General features: G+C 55.7%; 16 protein-coding genes and 4 tRNA genes. All 20 read right to left on the bottom strand.

All coding sequences use genetic code 11. From position 1 onward, the window contains the following. Window positions 1–124 precede the first annotated feature (124 nt). On the bottom strand, window positions 125–1318 hold the full coding sequence (gene tuf / locus CUR33_RS17745) for an elongation factor Tu (RefSeq protein WP_090377379.1): 1194 nt from the start codon (window positions 1316–1318) through the stop codon (window positions 125–127). Between the two features lie 31 nt (window positions 1319–1349). After that, window positions 1350–3455: an elongation factor G gene (gene fusA / locus CUR33_RS17740; protein WP_090256283.1), complete on the bottom strand. Its 2106-nt coding sequence runs from the start codon at window positions 3453–3455 to the stop codon at window positions 1350–1352. Window positions 3456–3485: 30 nt separating this feature from the next. After that, the gene (rpsG, locus tag CUR33_RS17735) at window positions 3486–3956 is read right to left on the bottom strand and encodes a 30S ribosomal protein S7 (RefSeq protein WP_010490886.1); all 471 of its coding nucleotides are present in this window, start codon (window positions 3954–3956) and stop codon (window positions 3486–3488) included. A 108-nt stretch (window positions 3957–4064) separates the two neighbouring features. Beyond that, complete coding sequence (gene rpsL / locus CUR33_RS17730) at window positions 4065–4436, bottom strand: 30S ribosomal protein S12 (RefSeq protein WP_003463319.1); 372 nt, start codon at window positions 4434–4436, stop codon at window positions 4065–4067. A gap of 151 nt (window positions 4437–4587) precedes the next feature. Next, window positions 4588–8787: a DNA-directed RNA polymerase subunit beta' gene (gene rpoC, locus CUR33_RS17725; protein ID WP_090256282.1), complete on the bottom strand. Its 4200-nt coding sequence runs from the start codon at window positions 8785–8787 to the stop codon at window positions 4588–4590. A 64-nt stretch (window positions 8788–8851) separates the two neighbouring features. Further along, on the bottom strand, window positions 8852–12925 hold the full coding sequence (gene rpoB / locus CUR33_RS17720; protein ID WP_160089366.1) for a DNA-directed RNA polymerase subunit beta: 4074 nt from the start codon (window positions 12923–12925) through the stop codon (window positions 8852–8854). A gap of 219 nt (window positions 12926–13144) precedes the next feature. After that, window positions 13145–13510 carry a 50S ribosomal protein L7/L12 gene (gene rplL / locus CUR33_RS17715; protein ID WP_090256280.1) on the bottom strand — a complete coding sequence of 122 codons (366 nt, stop codon included), beginning with the start codon at window positions 13508–13510 and terminating at the stop codon, window positions 13145–13147. Window positions 13511–13588: 78 nt separating this feature from the next. Beyond that, window positions 13589–14089 carry a 50S ribosomal protein L10 gene (rplJ, locus tag CUR33_RS17710; RefSeq protein WP_069522397.1) on the bottom strand — a complete coding sequence of 167 codons (501 nt, stop codon included), beginning with the start codon at window positions 14087–14089 and terminating at the stop codon, window positions 13589–13591. Between the two features lie 200 nt (window positions 14090–14289). Then, window positions 14290–14985: a 50S ribosomal protein L1 gene (gene rplA / locus CUR33_RS17705; RefSeq protein WP_090256279.1), complete on the bottom strand. Its 696-nt coding sequence runs from the start codon at window positions 14983–14985 to the stop codon at window positions 14290–14292. Then, entirely contained in the window at window positions 14985–15416 is a 432-nt protein-coding gene (gene rplK, locus CUR33_RS17700) for a 50S ribosomal protein L11 (protein ID WP_069522401.1), read from the bottom strand. The genes rplA and rplK overlap by 1 nt, the downstream gene beginning before the upstream one ends. 116 nt (window positions 15417–15532) lie before the next feature. Continuing rightward, on the bottom strand, window positions 15533–16066 hold the full coding sequence (nusG, locus tag CUR33_RS17695) for a transcription termination/antitermination protein NusG (protein WP_090256278.1): 534 nt from the start codon (window positions 16064–16066) through the stop codon (window positions 15533–15535). 9 nt (window positions 16067–16075) lie between these two features. Beyond that, window positions 16076–16444 (bottom strand): preprotein translocase subunit SecE, encoded by a 369-nt coding sequence (gene secE, locus CUR33_RS17690; RefSeq protein WP_090256277.1) that lies wholly within the window; start codon window positions 16442–16444, stop codon window positions 16076–16078. 43 nt (window positions 16445–16487) lie between these two features. Continuing rightward, a tRNA-Trp gene (locus CUR33_RS17685) sits at window positions 16488–16563 on the bottom strand. Window positions 16564–16617: 54 nt separating this feature from the next. Then, window positions 16618–17811 carry an elongation factor Tu gene (gene tuf / locus CUR33_RS17680; RefSeq protein WP_090377379.1) on the bottom strand — a complete coding sequence of 398 codons (1194 nt, stop codon included), beginning with the start codon at window positions 17809–17811 and terminating at the stop codon, window positions 16618–16620. Window positions 17812–17894: 83 nt separating this feature from the next. Beyond that, a tRNA-Thr gene (locus CUR33_RS17675) sits at window positions 17895–17970 on the bottom strand. 26 nt (window positions 17971–17996) lie between these two features. After that, window positions 17997–18070 (bottom strand) — tRNA-Gly (locus tag CUR33_RS17670). 24 nt (window positions 18071–18094) lie between these two features. Further along, window positions 18095–18179 (bottom strand) — tRNA-Tyr (locus CUR33_RS17665). 141 nt (window positions 18180–18320) lie between these two features. Further along, on the bottom strand, window positions 18321–18992 hold the full coding sequence (locus tag CUR33_RS17660; RefSeq protein WP_090256316.1) for an SPOR domain-containing protein: 672 nt from the start codon (window positions 18990–18992) through the stop codon (window positions 18321–18323). 8 nt (window positions 18993–19000) lie between these two features. Next, window positions 19001–19747 carry a pantothenate kinase gene (locus CUR33_RS17655; protein WP_289240640.1) on the bottom strand — a complete coding sequence of 249 codons (747 nt, stop codon included), beginning with the start codon at window positions 19745–19747 and terminating at the stop codon, window positions 19001–19003. Continuing rightward, window positions 19737–20702 carry a bifunctional biotin--[acetyl-CoA-carboxylase] ligase/biotin operon repressor BirA gene (gene birA / locus CUR33_RS17650; RefSeq protein ID WP_289240639.1) on the bottom strand — a complete coding sequence of 322 codons (966 nt, stop codon included), beginning with the start codon at window positions 20700–20702 and terminating at the stop codon, window positions 19737–19739. Before birA ends, CUR33_RS17655 begins: the two co-directional genes overlap by 11 nt. Between the last annotated feature and the right edge of the window lie 152 nt (window positions 20703–20854).

Genomic DNA, 20854 nt, shown 5'->3' with positions numbered 1-20854 from the left:
AGCTGCTATTCCCAACGGACGCAATACGCCCGTTAAAAGGAGGCGTGATTCTATAGACGCCCCTAGCAGGTGTCAACCCAATAAAAAAGCCCCCGCAAGCGGGGGCTTTTTCTCAAACCATCACTTACGCGATGATTTTGGCTACGACGCCAGCGCCGACGGTACGACCGCCTTCACGAATAGCGAAACGCAGACCTTCTTCCATTGCGATGGTCTTGATCAGAGTGACAGTCATCTGGATGTTGTCACCTGGCATTACCATCTCAACGCCTTCCGGCAGTTCGCAGTTACCAGTTACGTCAGTAGTACGGAAGTAGAACTGAGGACGGTAGCCCTTGAAGAACGGAGTGTGACGACCGCCTTCTTCTTTGCTCAACACATACACTTCTGCAGTGAAGGTGGTGTGCGGCTTAACCGAACCTGGCTTGACCAGAACCTGGCCACGCTCTACGTCGTCACGCTTGGTGCCGCGCAGCAGAACGCCGCAGTTCTCGCCAGCACGACCTTCGTCGAGCAGCTTGCGGAACATTTCAACACCAGTACAGGTGGTCTTAGTGGTATCACGCAGACCAACGATCTCGATTTCTTCCTGGATCTTGACGATACCGCGCTCGATACGGCCAGTTACCACGGTGCCACGACCGGAGATCGAGAATACGTCTTCGATTGGCATCAGGAACGGCTTGTCGATTGCACGAACTGGCTCTGGGATGTAGCTGTCCAGAGTTTCAACCAGCTTCTTAACAGCGCTGGTGCCCATTTCGTTGTCGTCTTGACCGTTCAGAGCCATCAGAGCGGAACCGATGATGATCGGAGTGTCGTCGCCTGGGAAATCGTAAGTGCTGAGCAGGTCGCGCACTTCCATTTCAACCAGTTCCAGCAGCTCAGCGTCATCAACCATGTCAGCCTTGTTCAGGAAGACAACGATGTACGGAACGCCTACCTGGCGGGACAGCAGGATGTGCTCACGAGTTTGCGGCATCGGACCATCAGCGGCCGAGCAAACCAGGATAGCGCCGTCCATCTGCGCAGCACCGGTGATCATGTTTTTTACGTAGTCGGCGTGACCCGGGCAGTCAACGTGTGCGTAGTGACGCACGGACGAATCGTATTCAACGTGAGCGGTGTTGATGGTGATACCGCGAGCTTTTTCTTCTGGGGCGCTGTCGATCTTGTCGAAGTCAACCTTGGCCGAACCGAATACTTCGGAGCAGACGCGGGTCAGAGCAGCGGTCAGAGTGGTTTTACCGTGGTCAACGTGACCGATAGTGCCAACGTTGACGTGCGGTTTGTTACGTTCAAATTTTTCTTTAGCCACGACAATTAACTCCTAGCTTAAAGGGGCTGAATCAGCCTTGTTTTTTGGTTACCGACTCGACGATGTGCGACGGAGCCGTATTGTATTTTTTGAATTCCATGGAGTAGCTTGCGCGACCCTGAGACATGGAACGGACGTCGGTCGCATAACCGAACATCTCACCCAGCGGAACTTCAGCACGAATCACCTTGCCGGAGATCGTGTCTTCCATACCCAGGATCATGCCACGACGACGGTTAAGGTCGCCCATCACATCACCCATGTAGTCTTCTGGGGTAACAACTTCTACCGCCATGATCGGCTCGAGCAACTCACCACCACCCTTCTGGGCCAGTTGCTTGGTCGCCATGGAAGCAGCCACCTTGAACGCCATCTCGTTGGAGTCGACGTCGTGGTAGGAACCATCGAACACGGTAGCCTTCAGGCCGATCAGCGGATAACCGGCAACGACGCCGTTCTTCATCTGCTCTTCGATACCCTTCTGGATCGCCGGGATGTATTCCTTCGGAATCACACCACCTACGACTTCGTTCAGGAACTGCAGACCTTCCTGACCTTCGTCAGCAGGTGCAAAGCGGACCCAGCAGTGACCGAACTGACCACGACCACCGGACTGACGAACGAACTTGCCTTCGATTTCACAGCTCTTCGTGATGCGCTCACGATAAGAAACCTGAGGCTTACCGATGTTGGCTTCGACGTTGAACTCGCGGCGCATGCGGTCGACCAGGATGTCCAGGTGCAACTCGCCCATACCGGAGATGATCGTCTGACCAGTCTCTTCATCAGTTTTGACGCGGAAAGACGGGTCTTCCTGAGCAAGCTTGCCCAGTGCGATACCCATTTTTTCCTGGTCGTCCTTGGTCTTAGGCTCTACGGCAACCGAGATAACCGGCTCCGGGAAGTCCATGCGAACCAGGATGATTGGCTTGTCAGCGTTGCACAGAGTCTCACCAGTAGTGACGTCCTTCATGCCGATCAAGGCCGCGATGTCACCAGCGCGTACCTCCTTGATCTCTTCGCGGGCGTTTGCGTGCATTTGCACCATACGACCCACGCGCTCTTTCTTACCTTTAACCGAGTTAATCACACCGTCGCCGGATGCCAACACGCCCGAGTAAACGCGGACGAAGGTCAAGGTACCCACGAATGGGTCGGTAGCGATCTTGAACGCCAGCGCCGCGAACGGCTCGTCATCACTTGCATGACGCTCCATTTCCTCTTCCTCGTTATCTGGGTTGGAACCCTTGATAGCAGGAATGTCGGTAGGAGCAGGCAGGAAGTCGATAACGGCGTCGAGAACCAGGGGAACACCCTTGTTCTTGAAGGAAGAACCGCAAACAGCCAGAACGATTTCGCCAGCGATAGTACGCTGACGCAGAGCGCCCTTAATTTCTTCGATGGTGAGTTCTTCACCTTCGAGGTATTTGTTCATCAGCTCTTCGTTGGCTTCGGCCGCAGCCTCAACCATGTTGCCGCGCCACTTCTCGGCTTCTTCCAGCAATTCAGCTGGAATGTCCTTGCGAACAGGGACCATACCTTTGTCGGCATCGTTCCAGTAGACAGCCTGCATGTTGATCAGATCGATCTGACCCTGGAAGTTGTCTTCTGCACCGATGGCCAGCTGGATCGGCACCGGGGTGTGACCCAGACGCTGCTTGATCTGACCGATAACGCGCAGGAAGTCAGCACCGGCACGGTCCATCTTGTTGACGTAAACAAGACGTGGAACGCCGTATTTGTTGGCCTGACGCCATACGGTTTCCGACTGAGGCTCAACGCCCGAAGTACCGCAGAACACAACGACCGCGCCGTCGAGTACACGCAGCGAACGCTCAACTTCAATGGTGAAGTCAACGTGGCCGGGGGTATCAATTACGTTGAAGCGATGCTCATCTTTGTACTGCTTCTCGGAACCTTTCCAGAAGGCGGTAATAGCAGCCGAAGTGATGGTAATACCACGCTCCTGCTCCTGCACCATCCAGTCTGTGGTCGCGGCGCCGTCATGCACCTCGCCCATCTTGTGGCTTTTGCCAGTATAGAAAAGCACACGCTCGGTGGTCGTGGTTTTACCCGCGTCCACGTGAGCCACGATACCGATGTTACGGTAACGGTTAATCGGTGTAGTACGAGCCATAAAGCCCTCGCAAATTTAGAAGCGCGATAATTAGAAGCGGTAGTGCGAGAAAGCCTTGTTGGCTTCAGCCATACGGTGCACGTCTTCACGCTTCTTAACTGCAGCACCTTTGCCTTCAGCGGCATCCAGCAACTCACCAGCCAAACGCAGAGCCATAGACTTCTCGCCACGCTTACGGGCGAAATCTACCAGCCAGCGCATGGCAAGAGCATTACGACGGGACGGACGAACTTCGACCGGAACCTGGTAAGTAGCACCGCCTACACGGCGCGACTTCACTTCGACCAGCGGAGCGATGGCGTCGAGAGCTTTCTCGAAGATTTCCAGGGGATCGCTGTTCTTACGCTCTTTAACCTTGTCCAGGGCGCCATAAACAATACGCTCGGCAACGGCTTTCTTGCCGCTTTCCATCACGTGGTTCATGAACTTGGCCAGGATTTGGCTTCCGTATTTTGGATCATCAAGCACTTCGCGCTTGGCTGCTACACGACGTCTTGGCATGTGATAAGCCCTCAAACGGTCTTCAGGTTAGCTCGGGACCGCATTGCGCCCGACCTTACTCTTATCGACTCAGAAAATTAGAAATTCGCAATTCAGTACAACCGCCGATTACTTCGGACGCTTGGTACCGTACTTCGAACGACCCTGCTTACGGTCTTTAACGCCGGAGGTATCCAGCGAACCGCGCACGGTGTGATAACGCACACCTGGCAAGTCTTTTACACGGCCGCCGCGAATCAGTACGACGCTGTGTTCTTGCAGGTTGTGGCCTTCACCGCCGATGTACGAGGAAACCTCGAAACCGTTGGTCAGGCGTACACGGCATACTTTACGCAGTGCCGAGTTAGGTTTTTTCGGCGTAGTGGTATACACGCGAGTGCACACACCACGACGCTGCGGGCAGTTCTGCAGCGCAGGCACGTCGGATTTCTCGACGATACGCTTACGCGGCTGACGTACCAGCTGGTTGATAGTTGCCATCTTAAGCTCCACTGTTGTCTTGCGACGCTATTGCCCTACAAACAAAATGGCAGAGCACGTGCCCTGCCAAATTTAGGGGTGCATGAGTCTAAAGAGACTCACCGCCCCAGTCAAGACAAAGCCCCGCTAGCGAACTAGCGGGGCTTTGAACTTAATTGCTACTGGAGTTCAGCGCTTCGGTCAGTGCGGCTTCCACTTCACTGGCGCTGACACGTACCGGCTGAGCCGCATCACGCTTACGCTTACGCTCGCTGTGATACGCCAGACCGGTACCGGCTGGGATCAGACGACCCACAACCACGTTTTCTTTCAGACCACGTAGGTAGTCGCGCTTACCAGTAACCGCCGCCTCGGTAAGAACGCGGGTGGTTTCCTGGAAAGAAGCCGCCGAGATGAACGACTCGGTGGACAACGACGCCTTGGTGATACCCAGCAGAACGCGGGTGTACTTGGCAACAAACTTGTCTTCTGCAGCCAGACGCTCGTTTTCACCCAGTACCGCGGTCAACTCCATCTGGTCGCCCTTGATGAAGGAGGAATCGCCCGACTCAGCCACTTCAACCTTGCGCAACATCTGACGCAGAATGGTTTCAATGTGCTTGTCGTTGATCTTCACGCCCTGCAGGCGGTAAACGTCCTGAATCTCGTTGACGATGTACTTGGCCAACGCACTGACACCCAGCAAACGCAGGATATCGTGCGGGTCGCTAGGACCGTCGGAGATGACTTCACCCTTGTTGACCTGCTCACCCTCGAACACGTTCAGGTGACGCCACTTCGGAATCAGCTCCTCATACGGATCGCTACCATCGTTCGGGGTAATAACCAGACGGCGTTTGCCTTTGGTCTCTTTACCGAACGCGATGGTGCCGCTGATTTCCGCCAGAATCGAAGCTTCTTTCGGACGACGCGCTTCGAACAAGTCGGCAACGCGCGGCAGACCACCGGTGATGTCACGGGTCTTCGAAGTTTCTTGCGGAATACGAGCGATAACATCACCGATCGCGATCTGCGCACCGTTCGCCACACCCACCAGGGCGTTGGCCGGCAGGAAGTACTGAGCCAGTACGTCGGTACCTGGCAGCAGCAGATCCTTACCATCTTCGCCAACCATCTTCACCGCAGGACGGATGTCCTTGCCGGCAGCCGGACGATCTTTCGGATCGAGGACTTCGATGTTGGTCAAACCAGTCAATTCGTCCGTCTGACGCTTGATGGTGATGCCTTCTTCCATGCCCACGTAGGTCACGGTACCTTTCATTTCGGTAACGATCGGGTGGGTGTGCGGGTCCCACTTGGCGACGATCGCGCCAGCATCAACCTTGTCACCTTCCTTCACGGAAATCACAGCACCGTACGGCAGCTTGTAGCGCTCGCGCTCACGACCGAACTCGTCAGCAATCGCCAGCTCACCGGAACGGGACACCGCTACCAGGTTGCCGTCAAGACGCTCAACGTGCTTCAGGTTGTGCAGACGAATCGCACCACCATTCTTCACTTGTACGCTGTCAGCAGCCGAGGTCCGGCTAGCCGCACCACCGATGTGGAACGTACGCATGGTCAGCTGGGTACCCGGCTCACCGATCGACTGAGCAGCGATAACACCGACGGCTTCACCGATATTGATCTGGTGACCACGGGCCAGGTCGCGACCGTAGCACTTGGCGCAGATCCCGTAGCGAGTTTCACAGCTAATCGGCGAACGTACGATCACTTCGTCGATGCTGTTCAGCTCGATGAATTCAACCCACTGCTCGTCAACCAAGGTACCGGCCGGAACCAGAAGCTCCTCGGTGCCAGGCTTGAACACGTCACGGGCGATGACACGACCCAGTACACGCTCACCCAACGGCTCAACTACGTCACCGCCTTCAATGTGCGGCGTCATCAGCAGGCCATGCTCGGTGCCGCAATCGATTGCGGTAACCACCAGATCCTGGGCCACGTCTACCAGACGACGAGTCAGGTAACCGGAGTTAGCAGTTTTCAACGCGGTATCCGCAAGACCCTTACGAGCACCGTGAGTCGAGATGAAGTACTGCAGAACCGACAGACCTTCGCGGAAGTTTGCGGTGATCGGCGTTTCGATGATCGAACCGTCTGGCTTGGCCATCAGACCACGCATACCCGCGAGCTGACGAATCTGCGCAGCAGAACCCCGCGCACCGGAGTCGGCCATCATGTACATCGAGTTGAACGACTCTTGCTCAACGGTCTTGCCTTCGCGATCAACCACTTTCTCTTTCGAGAGGTTGGCCATCATCGCTTTGGACACTTCATCGTTAGCCTTGGACCAAAGGTCGATCACCTTGTTGTACTTCTCGCCCTGGGTTACCAGGCCGGAGGCGTACTGCGACTCGATCTCTTTAACTTCCTCGGTGGCGGCGTCAATGATGCGCGCCTTCTCATCCGGGATAACGAAGTCGTTCACGCCGATCGACACACCAGAGATAGTCGAGTAAGCGAAACCGGTGTACATCAGCTGGTCAGCGAAGATAACGGTGTCTTTCAAGCCAACGGTGCGGTAGCACTGGTTGATCAGCTTGGAGATAGCCTTCTTCTTCATCGACTGGTTGACCACGTCATACGACAGGCCATCCGGCACGATCTGGAACAGCAGCGCACGGCCGACAGTGGTGTCGACGATACGGGTGTTCTTGGTGATGGTGCCGTCGCGGTCTTTGATCACTTCGTTGATGCGCACTTTTACGCGAGCATGCAACGAGGCTTCGCCACCACGGAAAACCCGGTCAACTTCCTGCAGGTCAGCGAATACGCGGCCTTCGCCCTTGGCGTTAATCGCTTCGCGAGTCATGTAATACAGACCCAGTACCACGTCCTGCGAAGGAACGATGATTGGCTCACCGTTGGCAGGCGACAGGATGTTGTTGGTCGACATCATCAGTGCGCGCGCTTCAAGCTGGGCTTCCAGCGTCAGCGGTACGTGCACGGCCATCTGGTCACCGTCGAAGTCGGCGTTGTACGCGGCGCAGACCAGCGGGTGCAGCTGAATCGCTTTACCTTCGATCAGAACCGGTTCAAACGCCTGGATGCCCAGACGGTGAAGGGTTGGTGCACGGTTGAGCAGCACGGGGTGTTCGCGAATCACTTCGGCGAGAACGTCCCAAACCTCTGGCAGCTCGCGCTCGACCATCTTCTTGGCAGCCTTAATGGTGGTCGCCAGACCACGCATTTCCAACTTGCCGAAAATGAACGGCTTGAACAGCTCGAGAGCCATCTTCTTCGGCAGACCGCACTGGTGCAGACGCAGAGTCGGGCCCACGGTAATAACGGAACGACCGGAGTAGTCCACGCGCTTACCGAGCAGGTTCTGACGGAAACGACCTTGCTTACCCTTGATCATGTCAGCCAAGGATTTCAGCGGACGCTTGTTCGAGCCAGTGATGGCACGACCGCGACGGCCGTTGTCGAGCAGAGCATCGACCGCTTCCTGCAGCATGCGCTTTTCGTTGCGCACGATGATGTCCGGTGCGGACAGATCGAGCAGGCGCTTCAGACGGTTGTTACGGTTGATCACGCGGCGATACAGATCGTTGAGATCCGAAGTCGCGAAGCGGCCACCGTCGAGCGGAACCAGCGGACGCAGATCTGGCGGCAGAACCGGCAGAACGGTCAACACCATCCACTCAGGCAGGTTGCCCGAACCGAGGAAAGCTTCCATCAGTTTCAGACGCTTGGACAGCTTCTTGATCTTGGTTTCCGAGTTGGTTTGCGGAATTTCTTCGCGCAGACGGCCAATCTCGTGCTCCAGGTCGATCGCGTGCAGCAGTTCGCGAACGGCTTCAGCACCCATGCGGGCGTCGAAGTCATCACCGAACTCTTCGAGGGCTTCGAAGTACTGCTCGTCGTTCAGCAGCTGGCCTTTTTCAAGGGTCGTCATGCCTGGGTCGATAACGACATAGCTCTCGAAGTAGAGAACGCGTTCGATATCACGCAGGGTCATGTCCATCAGCAAACCGATACGGCTTGGCAGCGATTTCAAGAACCAGATGTGGGCAACCGGCGAAGCCAGTTCGATGTGCGCCATGCGCTCACGACGAACCTTGGCCAGTGCAACTTCAACGCCGCACTTCTCGCAGATCACGCCGCGATGCTTCAAGCGCTTGTACTTACCGCACAGGCACTCGTAATCCTTTACCGGGCCAAAGATCTTGGCGCAGAACAGGCCGTCACGCTCAGGCTTGAACGTACGGTAGTTGATGGTTTCCGGCTTTTTAACTTCACCGAACGACCACGAACGGATCATCTCAGGCGAAGCAAGGCCGATGCGAATAGCATCGAACTCTTCGACTTGACCCTGGTTTTTCAGCAAATTCAGTAGGTCTTTCAAGGCCTTTCCTCCTGGCGGAGCAGAGAGCGGGCTAAACAGCCCCGCTCTCGATTCGCGTCACGTGTTATTCGGTTTCCAGATCGATGTCGATACCCAGCGAACGGATCTCTTTGATCAGTACGTTGAAGGACTCGGGCATGCCCGGCTCCATACGGTGATCACCGTCCACGATGTTTTTGTACATCTTGGTACGGCCGTTCACGTCGTCCGACTTCACGGTCAGCATTTCCTGCAGGGTGTAGGCGGCGCCGTAAGCTTCCAGTGCCCAGACCTCCATCTCACCGAAGCGCTGACCACCGAACTGCGCCTTACCACCCAGCGGCTGCTGAGTAACCAGACTGTAGGAACCCGTGGAACGCGCGTGCATCTTGTCGTCCACCAGGTGGTTCAGTTTCAGCATGTACATGTAGCCAACAGTGGTCGGACGCTCGAACTGGTTACCCGTACGACCGTCGATCAGGCGCATCTGGCCGCTTTCTGGCAGGTCTGCCAGTTTCAGCATGGCCTTGATTTCGCTTTCCTTGGCACCGTCGAACACCGGGGTGGCCATTGGCACACCACCTTTGAGGTTGTGCGCCAAGCGAAGGATTTCCTGATCGCTCAGCTCATCCAGGCTCTCCTGACGACCGCCGATCTCGTTGTAGATCTGCTGCATGAACTTACGCAGTTCGGCGACCTTGCGTTGCTCTTCGAGCATGCGGTTGATCTTCTCGCCCAGACCTTTGGCCGCGAGGCCGAGGTGGGTTTCAAGGATCTGGCCGACGTTCATACGCGACGGTACGCCCAGCGGGTTCAGTACGATGTCCACCGGCGTACCGTGGATGTCGTGCGGCATGTCTTCAACCGGCATGATCACAGAGACCACACCCTTGTTACCGTGACGACCGGCCATCTTGTCGCCCGGCTGGATGCGGCGACGGATTGCCAGGTAGACCTTGACGATCTTCAGCACGCCTGGAGCCAGGTCATCACCTTGCTGCAGCTTGCGCTTCTTGTCTTCGAACTTGTCGTCGAGCAGCTGACGGCGGTCGGAGATGTAGGCCTGGGCCTTTTCCAACTGCTCGTTCAGGGCATCGTCAGCCATGCGCAGCTTGAACCACTGGCCGCGCTCGAGGCCGTCGAGGAACTCGTCGGTAACTTCTGCACCCTTCTTCAGGCCAGCGCCGCCTTCAACTTTCTTACCCACCAGAGCGGAACGCAGACGCTCGAAGGTTGCACCTTCAACGATGCGGAACTCTTCGTTAAGGTCCTTACGGATCTCGTCGAGCTGGCTCTTCTCGATCGACAGAGCACGAGCATCACGCTCAACACCGTCGCGGGTGAAGACCTGTACGTCGATAACGGTACCTTTGGTGCCAGTCGGCACACGCAGGGAGGTGTCTTTAACGTCAGACGCCTTCTCACCGAAGATCGCACGCAGCAGCTTCTCTTCCGGAGTCAGTTGGGTTTCGCCTTTTGGCGTGACCTTGCCGACCAGAATGTCACCTGGACCCACTTCAGCGCCGACATACACGATGCCTGCTTCGTCCAGCTTGTTCAGCGCAGATTCACCGACGTTCGGGATGTCGGACGTGATTTCTTCCGAGCCGAGCTTGGTGTCACGCGCCACACAGGTCAGTTCCTGAATGTGGATGGTCGTGAAACGATCTTCTTGCACCACGCGCTCGGAGAGGCAGATGGAGTCTTCGAAGTTGTAACCGTTCCACGGCATGAACGCGACGCGCATGTTCTGGCCCAGTGCCAGTTCACCCATATCGGTGGACGGACCGTCGGCCAGGATGTCGCTGCGCTCAACCTTGTCACCTTTGCTCACCAGCGGACGCTGGTTGATGCAAGTGTTCTGGTTGGAGCGGGTGTATTTGGTCAGGTTGTAGATGTCGACACCGGCTTCGCCAGTTTCAACTTCGTCGTCATTGACGCGAACTACCACACGGCTGGCATCGACGGAGTCGATCACACCGCCACGGCGAGCCACGACGCAAACGCCGGAGTCGCGTGCTACGTTGCGCTCCATGCCGGTACCTACCAGCGGCTTGTCAGCGCGCAGGGTTGGTACAGCCTGACGCTGCATGTTCGAACCCATCAACGCACGGTTGGCGTCGTCGTGCTCGAGGAACGGGATCAACGAAGCAGCAACCGAAACTACCTGCTTAGGCGATACGTCCATCAGGGTGACGTCTTCAGGCGCTTTAACGGTGAATTCGTTGAGGTGACGTACGGCCACCAACTCATCAACCAGCTGACCCTTGTTGTTCATGGTCGCCGAAGCCTGGGCGATCACGTGATCGGCCTCTTCGATGGCGGACAGGAACACGATTTCGTCGGTAACCAGGGTGTCTTTCACCACACGGTACGGGCTCTCGAGAAAACCGTACTGATTGGTGCGAGCATAGGCTGCCAGGGAGTTGATCAGACCGATGTTCGGACCTTCAGGGGTCTCGATCGGACACACACGGCCGTAGTGGGTCGGGTGTACGTCACGGACTTCGAAGCCAGCACGCTCACGGGTCAGACCGCCCGGGCCAAGAGCCGAAACACGGCGCTTGTGGGTGATCTCGGAGAGCGGGTTGTTCTGGTCCATAAACTGCGAGAGCTGGCTGGAACCGAAGAACTCTTTAACGGCAGCCGCAACCGGCTTGGCGTTAATCAGGTCTTGCGGCATCAGGCCTTCGCTTTCGGCCATCGACAGACGTTCTTTGACCGCACGCTCAACACGCACCAGGCCAACGCGGAACTGGTTCTCGGCCATTTCGCCTACGCAGCGAACACGACGGTTACCCAGGTGGTCGATGTCGTCGACGATGCCTTTGCCGTTACGGATATCGACGAGGGTCTTGAGGACCGCAACGATATCTTCCTTGCTCAGCACGCCCGAACCTTCGATTTCGGTGCGACCGATACGACGGTTGAACTTCATCCGGCCAACGGCCGACAGGTCGTAACGCTCGGCGCTGAAGAACAGGTTGTTGAACAGGGTCTCGGCAGCATCCTTGGTTGGCGGCTCGCCAGGACGCATCATGCGGTAGATCTCGACCAGCGCTTCCAACTGATTGGTGGTGCTGTCGATCTTCAGGGTATCGGAGATGAACGGACCGCAATCGATGTCGTTGGTGTACAGCGTTTCGATGCGTACTACCTGAGCCTTGACCACTTTGGCCAGGATCTCAACGTTCAGCTCGGTGTTGCACTCAGCGATGATTTCGCCGGTAGCCGGGTGCACGATGGCCTTGGCCGAGGTGCGACCGATCAGGTAGTCGATCGGCACTTCCAGCTCTTTGATTCCGGCTTTGTCTAGCTGGTTGATATGGCGCGCGGTAATCCGACGGCCTTGCTCAACAATGACCTTGCCCTTGTCATCGAGGATATCGAGGACGGCAATCTCACCACGCAGACGCTGCGGAACCAGCTCCAGGTTGAGGGACTCGCCCTTAACGTGGAAAACGTTAGTCGCATAAAAAGCGTCCAGCACTTCTTCAGTGCTATAGCCCAACGCGCGCAGAAGCACGGAAGCCGGCAGCTTGCGACGACGGTCGATACGCACGAACACGGCGTCCTTCGGATCGAACTCGAAGTCCAGCCAGGAGCCGCGGTAAGGAATGATGCGCGCCGAGTACAGCAGCTTGCCCGAGCTATGCGTCTTGCCACGGTCGTGGTCAAAGAACACGCCTGGGGAGCGGTGCAGCTGGGAAACGATAACACGCTCGGTACCGTTGATAACGAAGGTACCGTTCTCGGTCATGAGCGGGATTTCGCCCATGTACACTTCTTGCTCTTTGATGTCCTTGATCGCTTTGTTCGACGATTCTTTGTCGAAAATGATCAGACGGACTTTTACCCGCAGCGGTACGGCATAGGTTACGCCGCGCAGCGTACATTCCTTGACATCAAAAGCCGGCTCGCCCAAGCGATAACCGACGTACTCCAGAGCAGCATTGCCGGAGTAGCTGATAATCGGGAAAACAGACTTGAAGGCCGCATGCAGGCCAATGTCGCGGAACTGGTCCTTGGTCGCCCCTGCCTGCAGGAATTCGCGATACGAATCCAGCTGGATGGCCAGGAGATAAGGCACATCCATGACATCCGGCAACTTGCTAAAGTCCTTGCGGATACGTTTTTTCTCAGTATATGAGTAAGCCATCAGCGTTCCCCAGCTTGGTCACCTGCTTATTTGGCCCCTCCGACGGGAGTTGCCAGAAACTCTTGCAAACCCGAGGTTTGCGCCACCTCATCGGGTGGGTATTTCACGCCTTAGAGCAGCGAACGATTCGCCGACCTAGAACGGAAAAAGGCCGGTGGCAAAAGCCACCAGCCATCAGCCTTTCGCTTAACGCTTGGGCTGTAGACGCAAGGTCGTCGCTTACTTGAGCTCGACTTTGGCGCCAGCTTCTTCCAAAGCAGCTTTGGCTTTGTCAGCTGCGTCTTTCGCAACAGCTTCCAGAACCATGGCAGGAGCGCCGTCAACTACAGCCTTGGCTTCTTTCAGGCCCAGACCGGTCAGTTCACGAACTGCCTTGATCACGTTTACTTTCTTCTCGCCGGCTTCAACCAACATCACGTTGAATTCGGTTTGCTCTTCAACAACAGCGGCAGCAGCAGCTGGACCAGCAGCAGCAACAGCAGCGGTAACGCCGAAGGTTTCTTCCATTGCTTTGATCAGTTCAACAACTTCCAGAACAGTTTTCTGGCCAATTGCTTCGATGATTTGTTCGTTAGTCAGAGACATGACTTAAATCCTGTATTGGGGTGACAGCCTACGCAGCCATCAAATTAAACATATGATTTTGAAAGAGCTTGCGATGCCTTAGGCAGCGGTAGCTTCTTTCTGGTCGCGAATGGCCGCCAGAGTACGAGCCAGCTTGCTGGTAGCGCCTTGGATCACGCTCATCAGCTTCGCAATAGCTTCGTCGCGAGTTGGCAGCGAAGCCAACACGTCGATCTCGTTTGCTGCGAGGAACTTGCCCTCGAACGCAGCTGCCTTGATCTCGAACTTATCCTGACCCTTGGCGAACTCTTTGAAAATACGAGCAGCAGCGCCCGGATGTTCCTTGGAGAATGCAATCAGGGTCGGGCCTTTGAACACGTCGTTGAGGACCGAATACTCGGTGCCTTCAACAGCGCGCTTGAGCAGGGTATTACGTACAACACGTACGTATACGCCAGCTTCGCGGGCCTCTTTACGGAGTCCGGTCATAGCGCCTACAGTCACACCACGGGCATCAGCCACGACAGCGGACAGGGCTACTTTGGCAGCCTCGTTGACTTCAGCGACGATGGCCTTCTTGTCTTCGAGTTTAATTGCCACGGGTAAAACTCCTGCTTGTTACCGTTTCATCTGGCCGAAGCCGGATGTCGTTTTGGTGTCTGATTCGGTAAGGAACCGGGAGCACCATCTGCGTAGGCTGTTAATTTAAGGCTTACGCCACCTACGGTCTTGGATAGCCCCCGCAAAGCAGGGACCCCAAAGATTCGAGACAGCGCAATTACTCGCACTGCCTCTATGTATTACGCGTCGAGCGAGCCTTGGTCGATGACCAAACCAGGACCCATGGTAGTGCTCAGGGTTACGCGCTTGACGTAAACACCTTTCGAAGTCGATGGCTTCAGACGCTTGAGGTCGGAAATCAGCGCTTCAACGTTCTGCTTCAGCTTCTCGGCGTCAAAACCAACCTTGCCGACGGAACCGTGGATGATGCCGTTCTTGTCAGTACGGAAACGCACTTGACCAGCTTTGGCATTCTTCACAGCGGTAGCCACGTCAGGGGTAACGGTGCCGACTTTCGGGTTAGGCATCAGACCACGTGGGCCGAGCACTTGGCCCAGCTGACCCACAACGCGCATTGCATCCGGGGAAGCAATTACTACGTCATAGTTCAGGTCGCCGCCTTTCATTTCAGCAGCCAGATCGTCCATACCTACGCGATCAGCGCCGGCAGCCAGAGCAGCTTCAGCAGCTGGACCCTGGGTGAACACAGCAACGCGAACGCTTTTGCCCGAGCCGTTCGGCAGAACGGTGGCGCCACGTACAACCTGATCGGATTTACGCGGGTCAACACCGAGGTTGACGGCGATATCTACCGACTCAGAGAACTTAACTGCAGACAGCTCAGCCAGCAGAGCGGCAGCTTCAACAAAGTTGTAAGCCTTACCAGCTTCAACTTTCTCAGCGATTGCCTTTTGACGCTTGGTCAACTTAGCCATTACACACCCTCCACGTTGAGGCCCATGCTACGAGCGGAGCCGGCGATAGTACGCACAGCTGCATCCATATCAGCTGCAGTCAGATCGGCCTGTTTGGTTTTGGCGATCTCTTCCAGCTGAGCACGAGTAACGGTGCCAACCTTAACGGTGTTCGGACGAGCCGAACCGCTGGTCAGGCCAGCAGCCTTCTTCAGCAGAACCGAAGCAGGGGTGCTTTTGGTTTCAAAGGTGAAGCTACGGTCGCTATAAACAGTGATGATCACTGGAGTCGGCAGACCAGGTTCCATGCCCTGGGTACGGGCGTTGAACGCCTTGCAGAATTCCATGATGTTCACGCCGTGCTGACCCAGAGCTGGGCCGACAGGCGGCGACGGGTTGGCTTGTGCAGCCTTTACTTGCAGCTTGATATAAGCCGTAATTTTCTTAGCCATGAGCTACTCCAGTTTTGGGTTCTAGCGCCTTTCGGCTCCCCAGTTATTGCCTATTTATCCCAGTGACGACAAAACCCCGCAGCCTATGGCTGCGGGGTAAGGGATGCTTGTGTCAGTTATGCCTTTTCGACCTGACTGAACTCCAGCTCGACCGGTGTAGAGCGACCAAAAATAGTCACCGCCACCTGGATGCGGCTCTTCTCGTAATTAACTTCTTCAACAACACCGCTGAAATCAGCAAACGGACCATCAGTCACGCGCACCATTTCACCCGGCTCGAACAATGTTTTCGGCTTCGGCTTGTCACCACTGTCGGCAACACGACGCAGAATGGCATCAGCTTCTTTTTCAGTGATCGGTGCAGGCTTATCTGCAGTACCACCGATGAAGCCCATGACGCGCGGGGTATTCTTGATCAAATGCCAAGTAGCCTCGCTCATCTCCATCTGCACCAGGACATAACCTGGGAAGAACTTACGCTCACTCTTGCGCTTCTGACCGTTCCGCATCTCCACTACTTCTTCAGTGGGGACCAGAATCTCGCCAAAAACGTCTTCCATACCAGCGAGCTTCACACGCTCGACTAACGAGCGCATAACATGCTTCTCGTAACCCGAGTAAGCATGCACAACGTACCAACGCTTAGCCACGGGACACCCTTAGCCGACAATCAACGAAACAAGCCAACCAAGCAGGGAATCTAAACCCCACAACAACAGCGCCATAACCAAAACAACAGCCACAACGATCAAGGTTGTCTGCGTGGTTTCCTGACGAGTTGGCCAAACGACCTTGCGAATTTCAACGCGAGCTTCTTTTGCCAACACCCAAAAGGCCTGGCCTTTTGATGTTTGCAGGGCAATCACGCCAGCCAATGCGGCAACAACAAGCAAGGCCAGAACGCGATACAGAATAGGCTCAGCAGAGAAATACTGATTACCGACTACGCCTGCGATTACCAGAGCAGCAACTACGAGCCACTTAAGCAGATCGAAGCGAGAGTCTTTGGCTTCAGCCTTAACATTCATCTACTAATATCCTGTAAAAAGACGCGCCAAATTCTAGGGAAAATGGCAGGTCAGGAGGGAATCGAACCCCCAACCTACGGTTTTGGAGACCGTCGCTCTGCCAATTGAGCTACTGACCTAAAAACTGAATCAGGCCGACCATTATGCCGGCCCGATCAAAACAGTTCAATCGATTACGCGATGATCTTGGCTACGACGCCAGCGCCGACGGTACGACCGCCTTCACGAATAGCGAAACGCAGACCTTCTTCCATTGCGATGGTCTTGATCAGAGTGACAGTCATCTGGATGTTGTCACCTGGCATTACCATCTCAACGCCTTCCGGCAGTTCGCAGTTACCAGTTACGTCAGTAGTACGGAAGTAGAACTGAGGACGGTAGCCCTTGAAGAACGGAGTGTGACGACCGCCTTCTTCTTTGCTCAACACATACACTTCTGCAGTGAAGGTGGTGTGCGGCTTAACCGAACCTGGCTTGACCAGAACCTGGCCACGCTCTACGTCGTCACGCTTGGTGCCGCGCAGCAGAACGCCGCAGTTCTCGCCAGCACGACCTTCGTCGAGCAGCTTGCGGAACATTTCAACACCAGTACAGGTGGTCTTAGTGGTATCACGCAGACCAACGATCTCGATTTCTTCCTGGATCTTGACGATACCGCGCTCGATACGGCCAGTTACCACGGTGCCACGACCGGAGATCGAGAATACGTCTTCGATTGGCATCAGGAACGGCTTGTCGATTGCACGAACTGGCTCTGGGATGTAGCTGTCCAGAGTTTCAACCAGCTTCTTAACAGCGCTGGTGCCCATTTCGTTGTCGTCTTGACCGTTCAGAGCCATCAGAGCGGAACCGATGATGATCGGAGTGTCGTCGCCTGGGAAATCGTAAGTGCTGAGCAGGTCGCGCACTTCCATTTCAACCAGTTCCAGCAGCTCAGCGTCATCAACCATGTCAGCCTTGTTCAGGAAGACAACGATGTACGGAACGCCTACCTGGCGGGACAGCAGGATGTGCTCACGAGTTTGCGGCATCGGACCATCAGCGGCCGAGCAAACCAGGATAGCGCCGTCCATCTGCGCAGCACCGGTGATCATGTTTTTTACGTAGTCGGCGTGACCCGGGCAGTCAACGTGTGCGTAGTGACGCACGGACGAATCGTATTCAACGTGAGCGGTGTTGATGGTGATACCGCGAGCTTTTTCTTCTGGGGCGCTGTCGATCTTGTCGAAGTCAACCTTGGCCGAACCGAATACTTCGGAGCAGACGCGGGTCAGAGCAGCGGTCAGAGTGGTTTTACCGTGGTCAACGTGACCGATAGTGCCAACGTTGACGTGCGGCTTGTTACGCTCAAACTTTTCTTTAGCCATTTTGACTGCCTCCCAGAGAAGAATTGACTCAGCATCACCGCCATAAAACAAAGGCAGATACTTGCATATCTGCCTTTATTAGATGGAGCTCATGAGCGGACTCGAACCGCTGACCTCACCCTTACCAAGGGTGTGCTCTACCAACTGAGCTACATGAGCAAAACACATTGCGAAAACAACAATGCTGGAGCGGGTAGCGGGAATCGAACCCGCATCATCAGCTTGGAAGGCTGAGGTTCTACCACTGAACTATACCCGCGGAGCCTGCAGCTCTCGCTAAATCTGGTGGAGGGAGAAGGATTCGAACCTTCGAAGTCGATGACGTCAGATTTACAGTCTGATCCCTTTGGCCACTCGGGAATCCCTCCAAACGGGGCGGCATTCTCATTCGATGCCGACCTACTGTCAAGCAATTTCTCATTAAAAAACCTGAGGTTAGCTACATTGACAGCAACTTCGCAGAACACTTGTTAGCGCCACCCTGCGAAGCGGGCGCCATTCTATGCATTCTATTGAGGGCTTGCAACCCCTTCGCAAGGCATTAATTGCTGCTCTAAGCCTTTGAAGTCAAAAGCCAAACGCTGCAGCAAAGAATCATCCGCCAGACGCCTACTTTGTGGAGAGATACGCACCCAGAAACTACGATGCGCACGCGTCAGCTCACGCAGGGACGGTTCGTACCCGGCATCACGCAACCGCTGCATGACACTCTGCGCCGAATCGCTACGCGGAAAGATGCCCAGGGAGATACCGTTGGCCAAGTCGCCCTGAGTAATGATGTAGCTATCAATCTTGCGTGCCTGCAACTCACGCAATTGGCGCAATGAAGCCTGCCGCGAAGCCAACGGTGGTAGATACACCCAGTAATCGACGCCCGCCGCTGCATCCATGCTTTGCACGCGCGACTGAATATCCAGGCTCAACAGCCGCTGCTCAACCGCCGACGCATCCGCCATCACCTCAAAACTACCGAGAAACAAGCACACCGCCTCGGCAGGCTGCGCCACAGCCACCTCTCGCCGCGGCGGCGCACTCGACTCACTGAGCAGGCGAATATCGCGCTTACTGTCTTGCGCCATATTCAGCGGTGCAATCTCAGTAACACGCAAAGGGGCCTGCTGCTGATGCCACACGTAATAGAACAGATTCAGTACAACCAACCACAAGAACATCCAGCGCATGCACGACCTCAGACTATGGGGCAAGCGATCGCCAAGCCGATAAACACCAGATCCGGCACAACCCGCGCACCCGGAATAACATCCATCACCAGCGGGGCATCCCCACCAGTGAGGAAAACATCAAAGTCACTGCCCAGCAGCTCTGCCGCCATCGCTACCTGACCACTGACAAAACCGCGCAGCATCAACAAGCATCCACGCTCAACAGCTTCAGCAGTCGCCCGCCCCGGCACCAACTCTTCAAGCGCTTTGGCCGCCTCATCGCTGTCATAGCGCGTTCTGCGGGTGTGGGTTCGCAACTGCGTGCGCATCAGCGGCACACCCGGGCAAATGAAGCCGCCTTGGTGCCCACCATCAGCACCCACAAAATCCGAAGTAACCGCAGTGCCCAGGTCAATAACCAGCACGGCCTTGCCCGATAACTGATAAGCCCCTACCACTGCAAGCCAGCGATCAAGCCCAAGGCGCTCGTACTGCTCATAACCATTGCGAACACCCGACAAAGAAACAGCAGAGCGAGCCGCACGGCACTCGACAGCAAAAGCCTGCTCAAGCAGCGAGATCAACTGCGCTGTCTCTTCGTCGCTGCGCACACTCACCAGACGACAGGCACGCAGCTGCACAGCTTGCTCGCGGACAACCTCTATAAGTGCCTGATCCGTGTCAACGACACCGCCTACGTCTGCCGTAGCCTTGCCACCACCCAGCAAACGCCACTTAATAAAGGTATTACCGCAGTCGAGCTCAAGAATCATCACGCAACCTCAGACTAAGCTCACCGCCGCTAAAGCTTCGCTCAGCCCCATCAACACGAAGACGAATGGCCCCGGAACGATCCACCCCTAAAACCTCACCTTCTATAGGCTCACCACCAGCCGTTAATGCAACCGATCGCCCCTGCCAAAGGTGACAAGCCTGCCACTCATCTTGCAAAGCTGCGAAACCATCACGCAACTGAATATCCAGATAGCGCGACAGCTGCCGATTCAACTCACTCACTAGCTCATTGCGATTTAACAGACGCCCCAACTCAGCACGCATCGAAGTCCAGGGCTGACCAATAGCCCCCTGATCGGCGGCGAGCATATTCACATTCAAGCCAATCCCGATGACCACATGACACACATCCGCCGGATCGCCAGACAGCTCTAGTAAGATGCCAGCCAGCTTGCGCTCACCCACCAACACATCATTGGGCCACTTCAATCCGGCCTCAGCAACGCCAAAGCCGCGAATAACCTGCAGCAACGCCAAGCCAACTGCGAGGCTCATGCCTTCAAGCTGGCGCATGCCACCTTCAACACGAACAACCAAGCTGTAATACAGATTCTCGCCGAAGGGACTTACCCAACTACGCCCCCGCCGCCCTCGCCCACTGGTTTGCCGCTCAGCAATCACATAGAACGGCAGAGCCTGGGCCACCGGCAACTGCCGCAATACCTCCGCATTGGTCGAATCCACGCTTGGCATAACGCACGCATGCCACTGGGGAGCCTCCACTTGAGCATTTAGCCAATCCGCATCCAGCAACTGCAGTGGCGTCGCCAGCTGATAACCGCGCCCGCGCACCTTGTGCAACGGTAATGACAATTCAGCCTGCAAAGCCTGCAGCTGCTTCCACACAGCGGAGCGGCTGACACCCAAAGCCGCGCCAAGCGCCTCTCCGGAGTGGAATCGCCCGTCTTGAAGAAGCCTTAACAATGCAAGCATGTGAGTCCCGCCAAGCAATAAGGCACGCATGATAACGATGCCCTGTTTAGTTGCCTATAAAAGGCTGAGCTGGGTATGGTTTGTTTTCGCGGCATAAAGTAAAACCCCCGATCGTTTTCACGATCGGGGGTTTTGGTATAGGTGCTTGACGA

The sequence above is a fragment of the Pseudomonas sp. FEMGT703P genome (assembly GCF_002786345.1).
Classification (GTDB): domain Bacteria; phylum Pseudomonadota; class Gammaproteobacteria; order Pseudomonadales; family Pseudomonadaceae; genus Aquipseudomonas; species Aquipseudomonas peli.
Note: the sequence above shows the minus strand (reverse complement) of the source record. Positions and strands in the feature narration are given on the sequence as shown.

What these genes read in the sequence shown, in the direction of transcription:
- fusA (WP_090256283.1), bottom strand. Translation starts at nt 3,455, where the DNA reads ATGGCTCGTACTACACCGATTAACCGTTACCGTAACATCGGTATCGTG.
- rpsG (WP_010490886.1), bottom strand. Translation starts at nt 3,956, where the DNA reads ATGCCAAGACGTCGTGTAGCAGCCAAGCGCGAAGTGCTTGATGATCCA.
- rpsL (WP_003463319.1), bottom strand. Translation starts at nt 4,436, where the DNA reads ATGGCAACTATCAACCAGCTGGTACGTCAGCCGCGTAAGCGTATCGTC.
- rpoB (WP_160089366.1), bottom strand. Translation starts at nt 12,925, where the DNA reads ATGGCTTACTCATATACTGAGAAAAAACGTATCCGCAAGGACTTTAGC.
- rplL (WP_090256280.1), bottom strand. Translation starts at nt 13,510, where the DNA reads ATGTCTCTGACTAACGAACAAATCATCGAAGCAATTGGCCAGAAAACT.
- rplA (WP_090256279.1), bottom strand. Translation starts at nt 14,985, where the DNA reads ATGGCTAAGTTGACCAAGCGTCAAAAGGCAATCGCTGAGAAAGTTGAA.
- rplK (WP_069522401.1), bottom strand. Translation starts at nt 15,416, where the DNA reads ATGGCTAAGAAAATTACGGCTTATATCAAGCTGCAAGTAAAGGCTGCA.
- secE (WP_090256277.1), bottom strand. Translation starts at nt 16,444, where the DNA reads ATGAATGTTAAGGCTGAAGCCAAAGACTCTCGCTTCGATCTGCTTAAG.
- tuf (WP_090377379.1), bottom strand. Translation starts at nt 17,811, where the DNA reads ATGGCTAAAGAAAAGTTTGAGCGTAACAAGCCGCACGTCAACGTTGGC.
- CUR33_RS17660 (WP_090256316.1), bottom strand. Translation starts at nt 18,992, where the DNA reads ATGCGCTGGATGTTCTTGTGGTTGGTTGTACTGAATCTGTTCTATTAC.
- CUR33_RS17655 (WP_289240640.1), bottom strand. Translation starts at nt 19,747, where the DNA reads ATGATTCTTGAGCTCGACTGCGGTAATACCTTTATTAAGTGGCGTTTG.
- birA (WP_289240639.1), bottom strand. Translation starts at nt 20,702, where the DNA reads ATGCTTGCATTGTTAAGGCTTCTTCAAGACGGGCGATTCCACTCCGGA.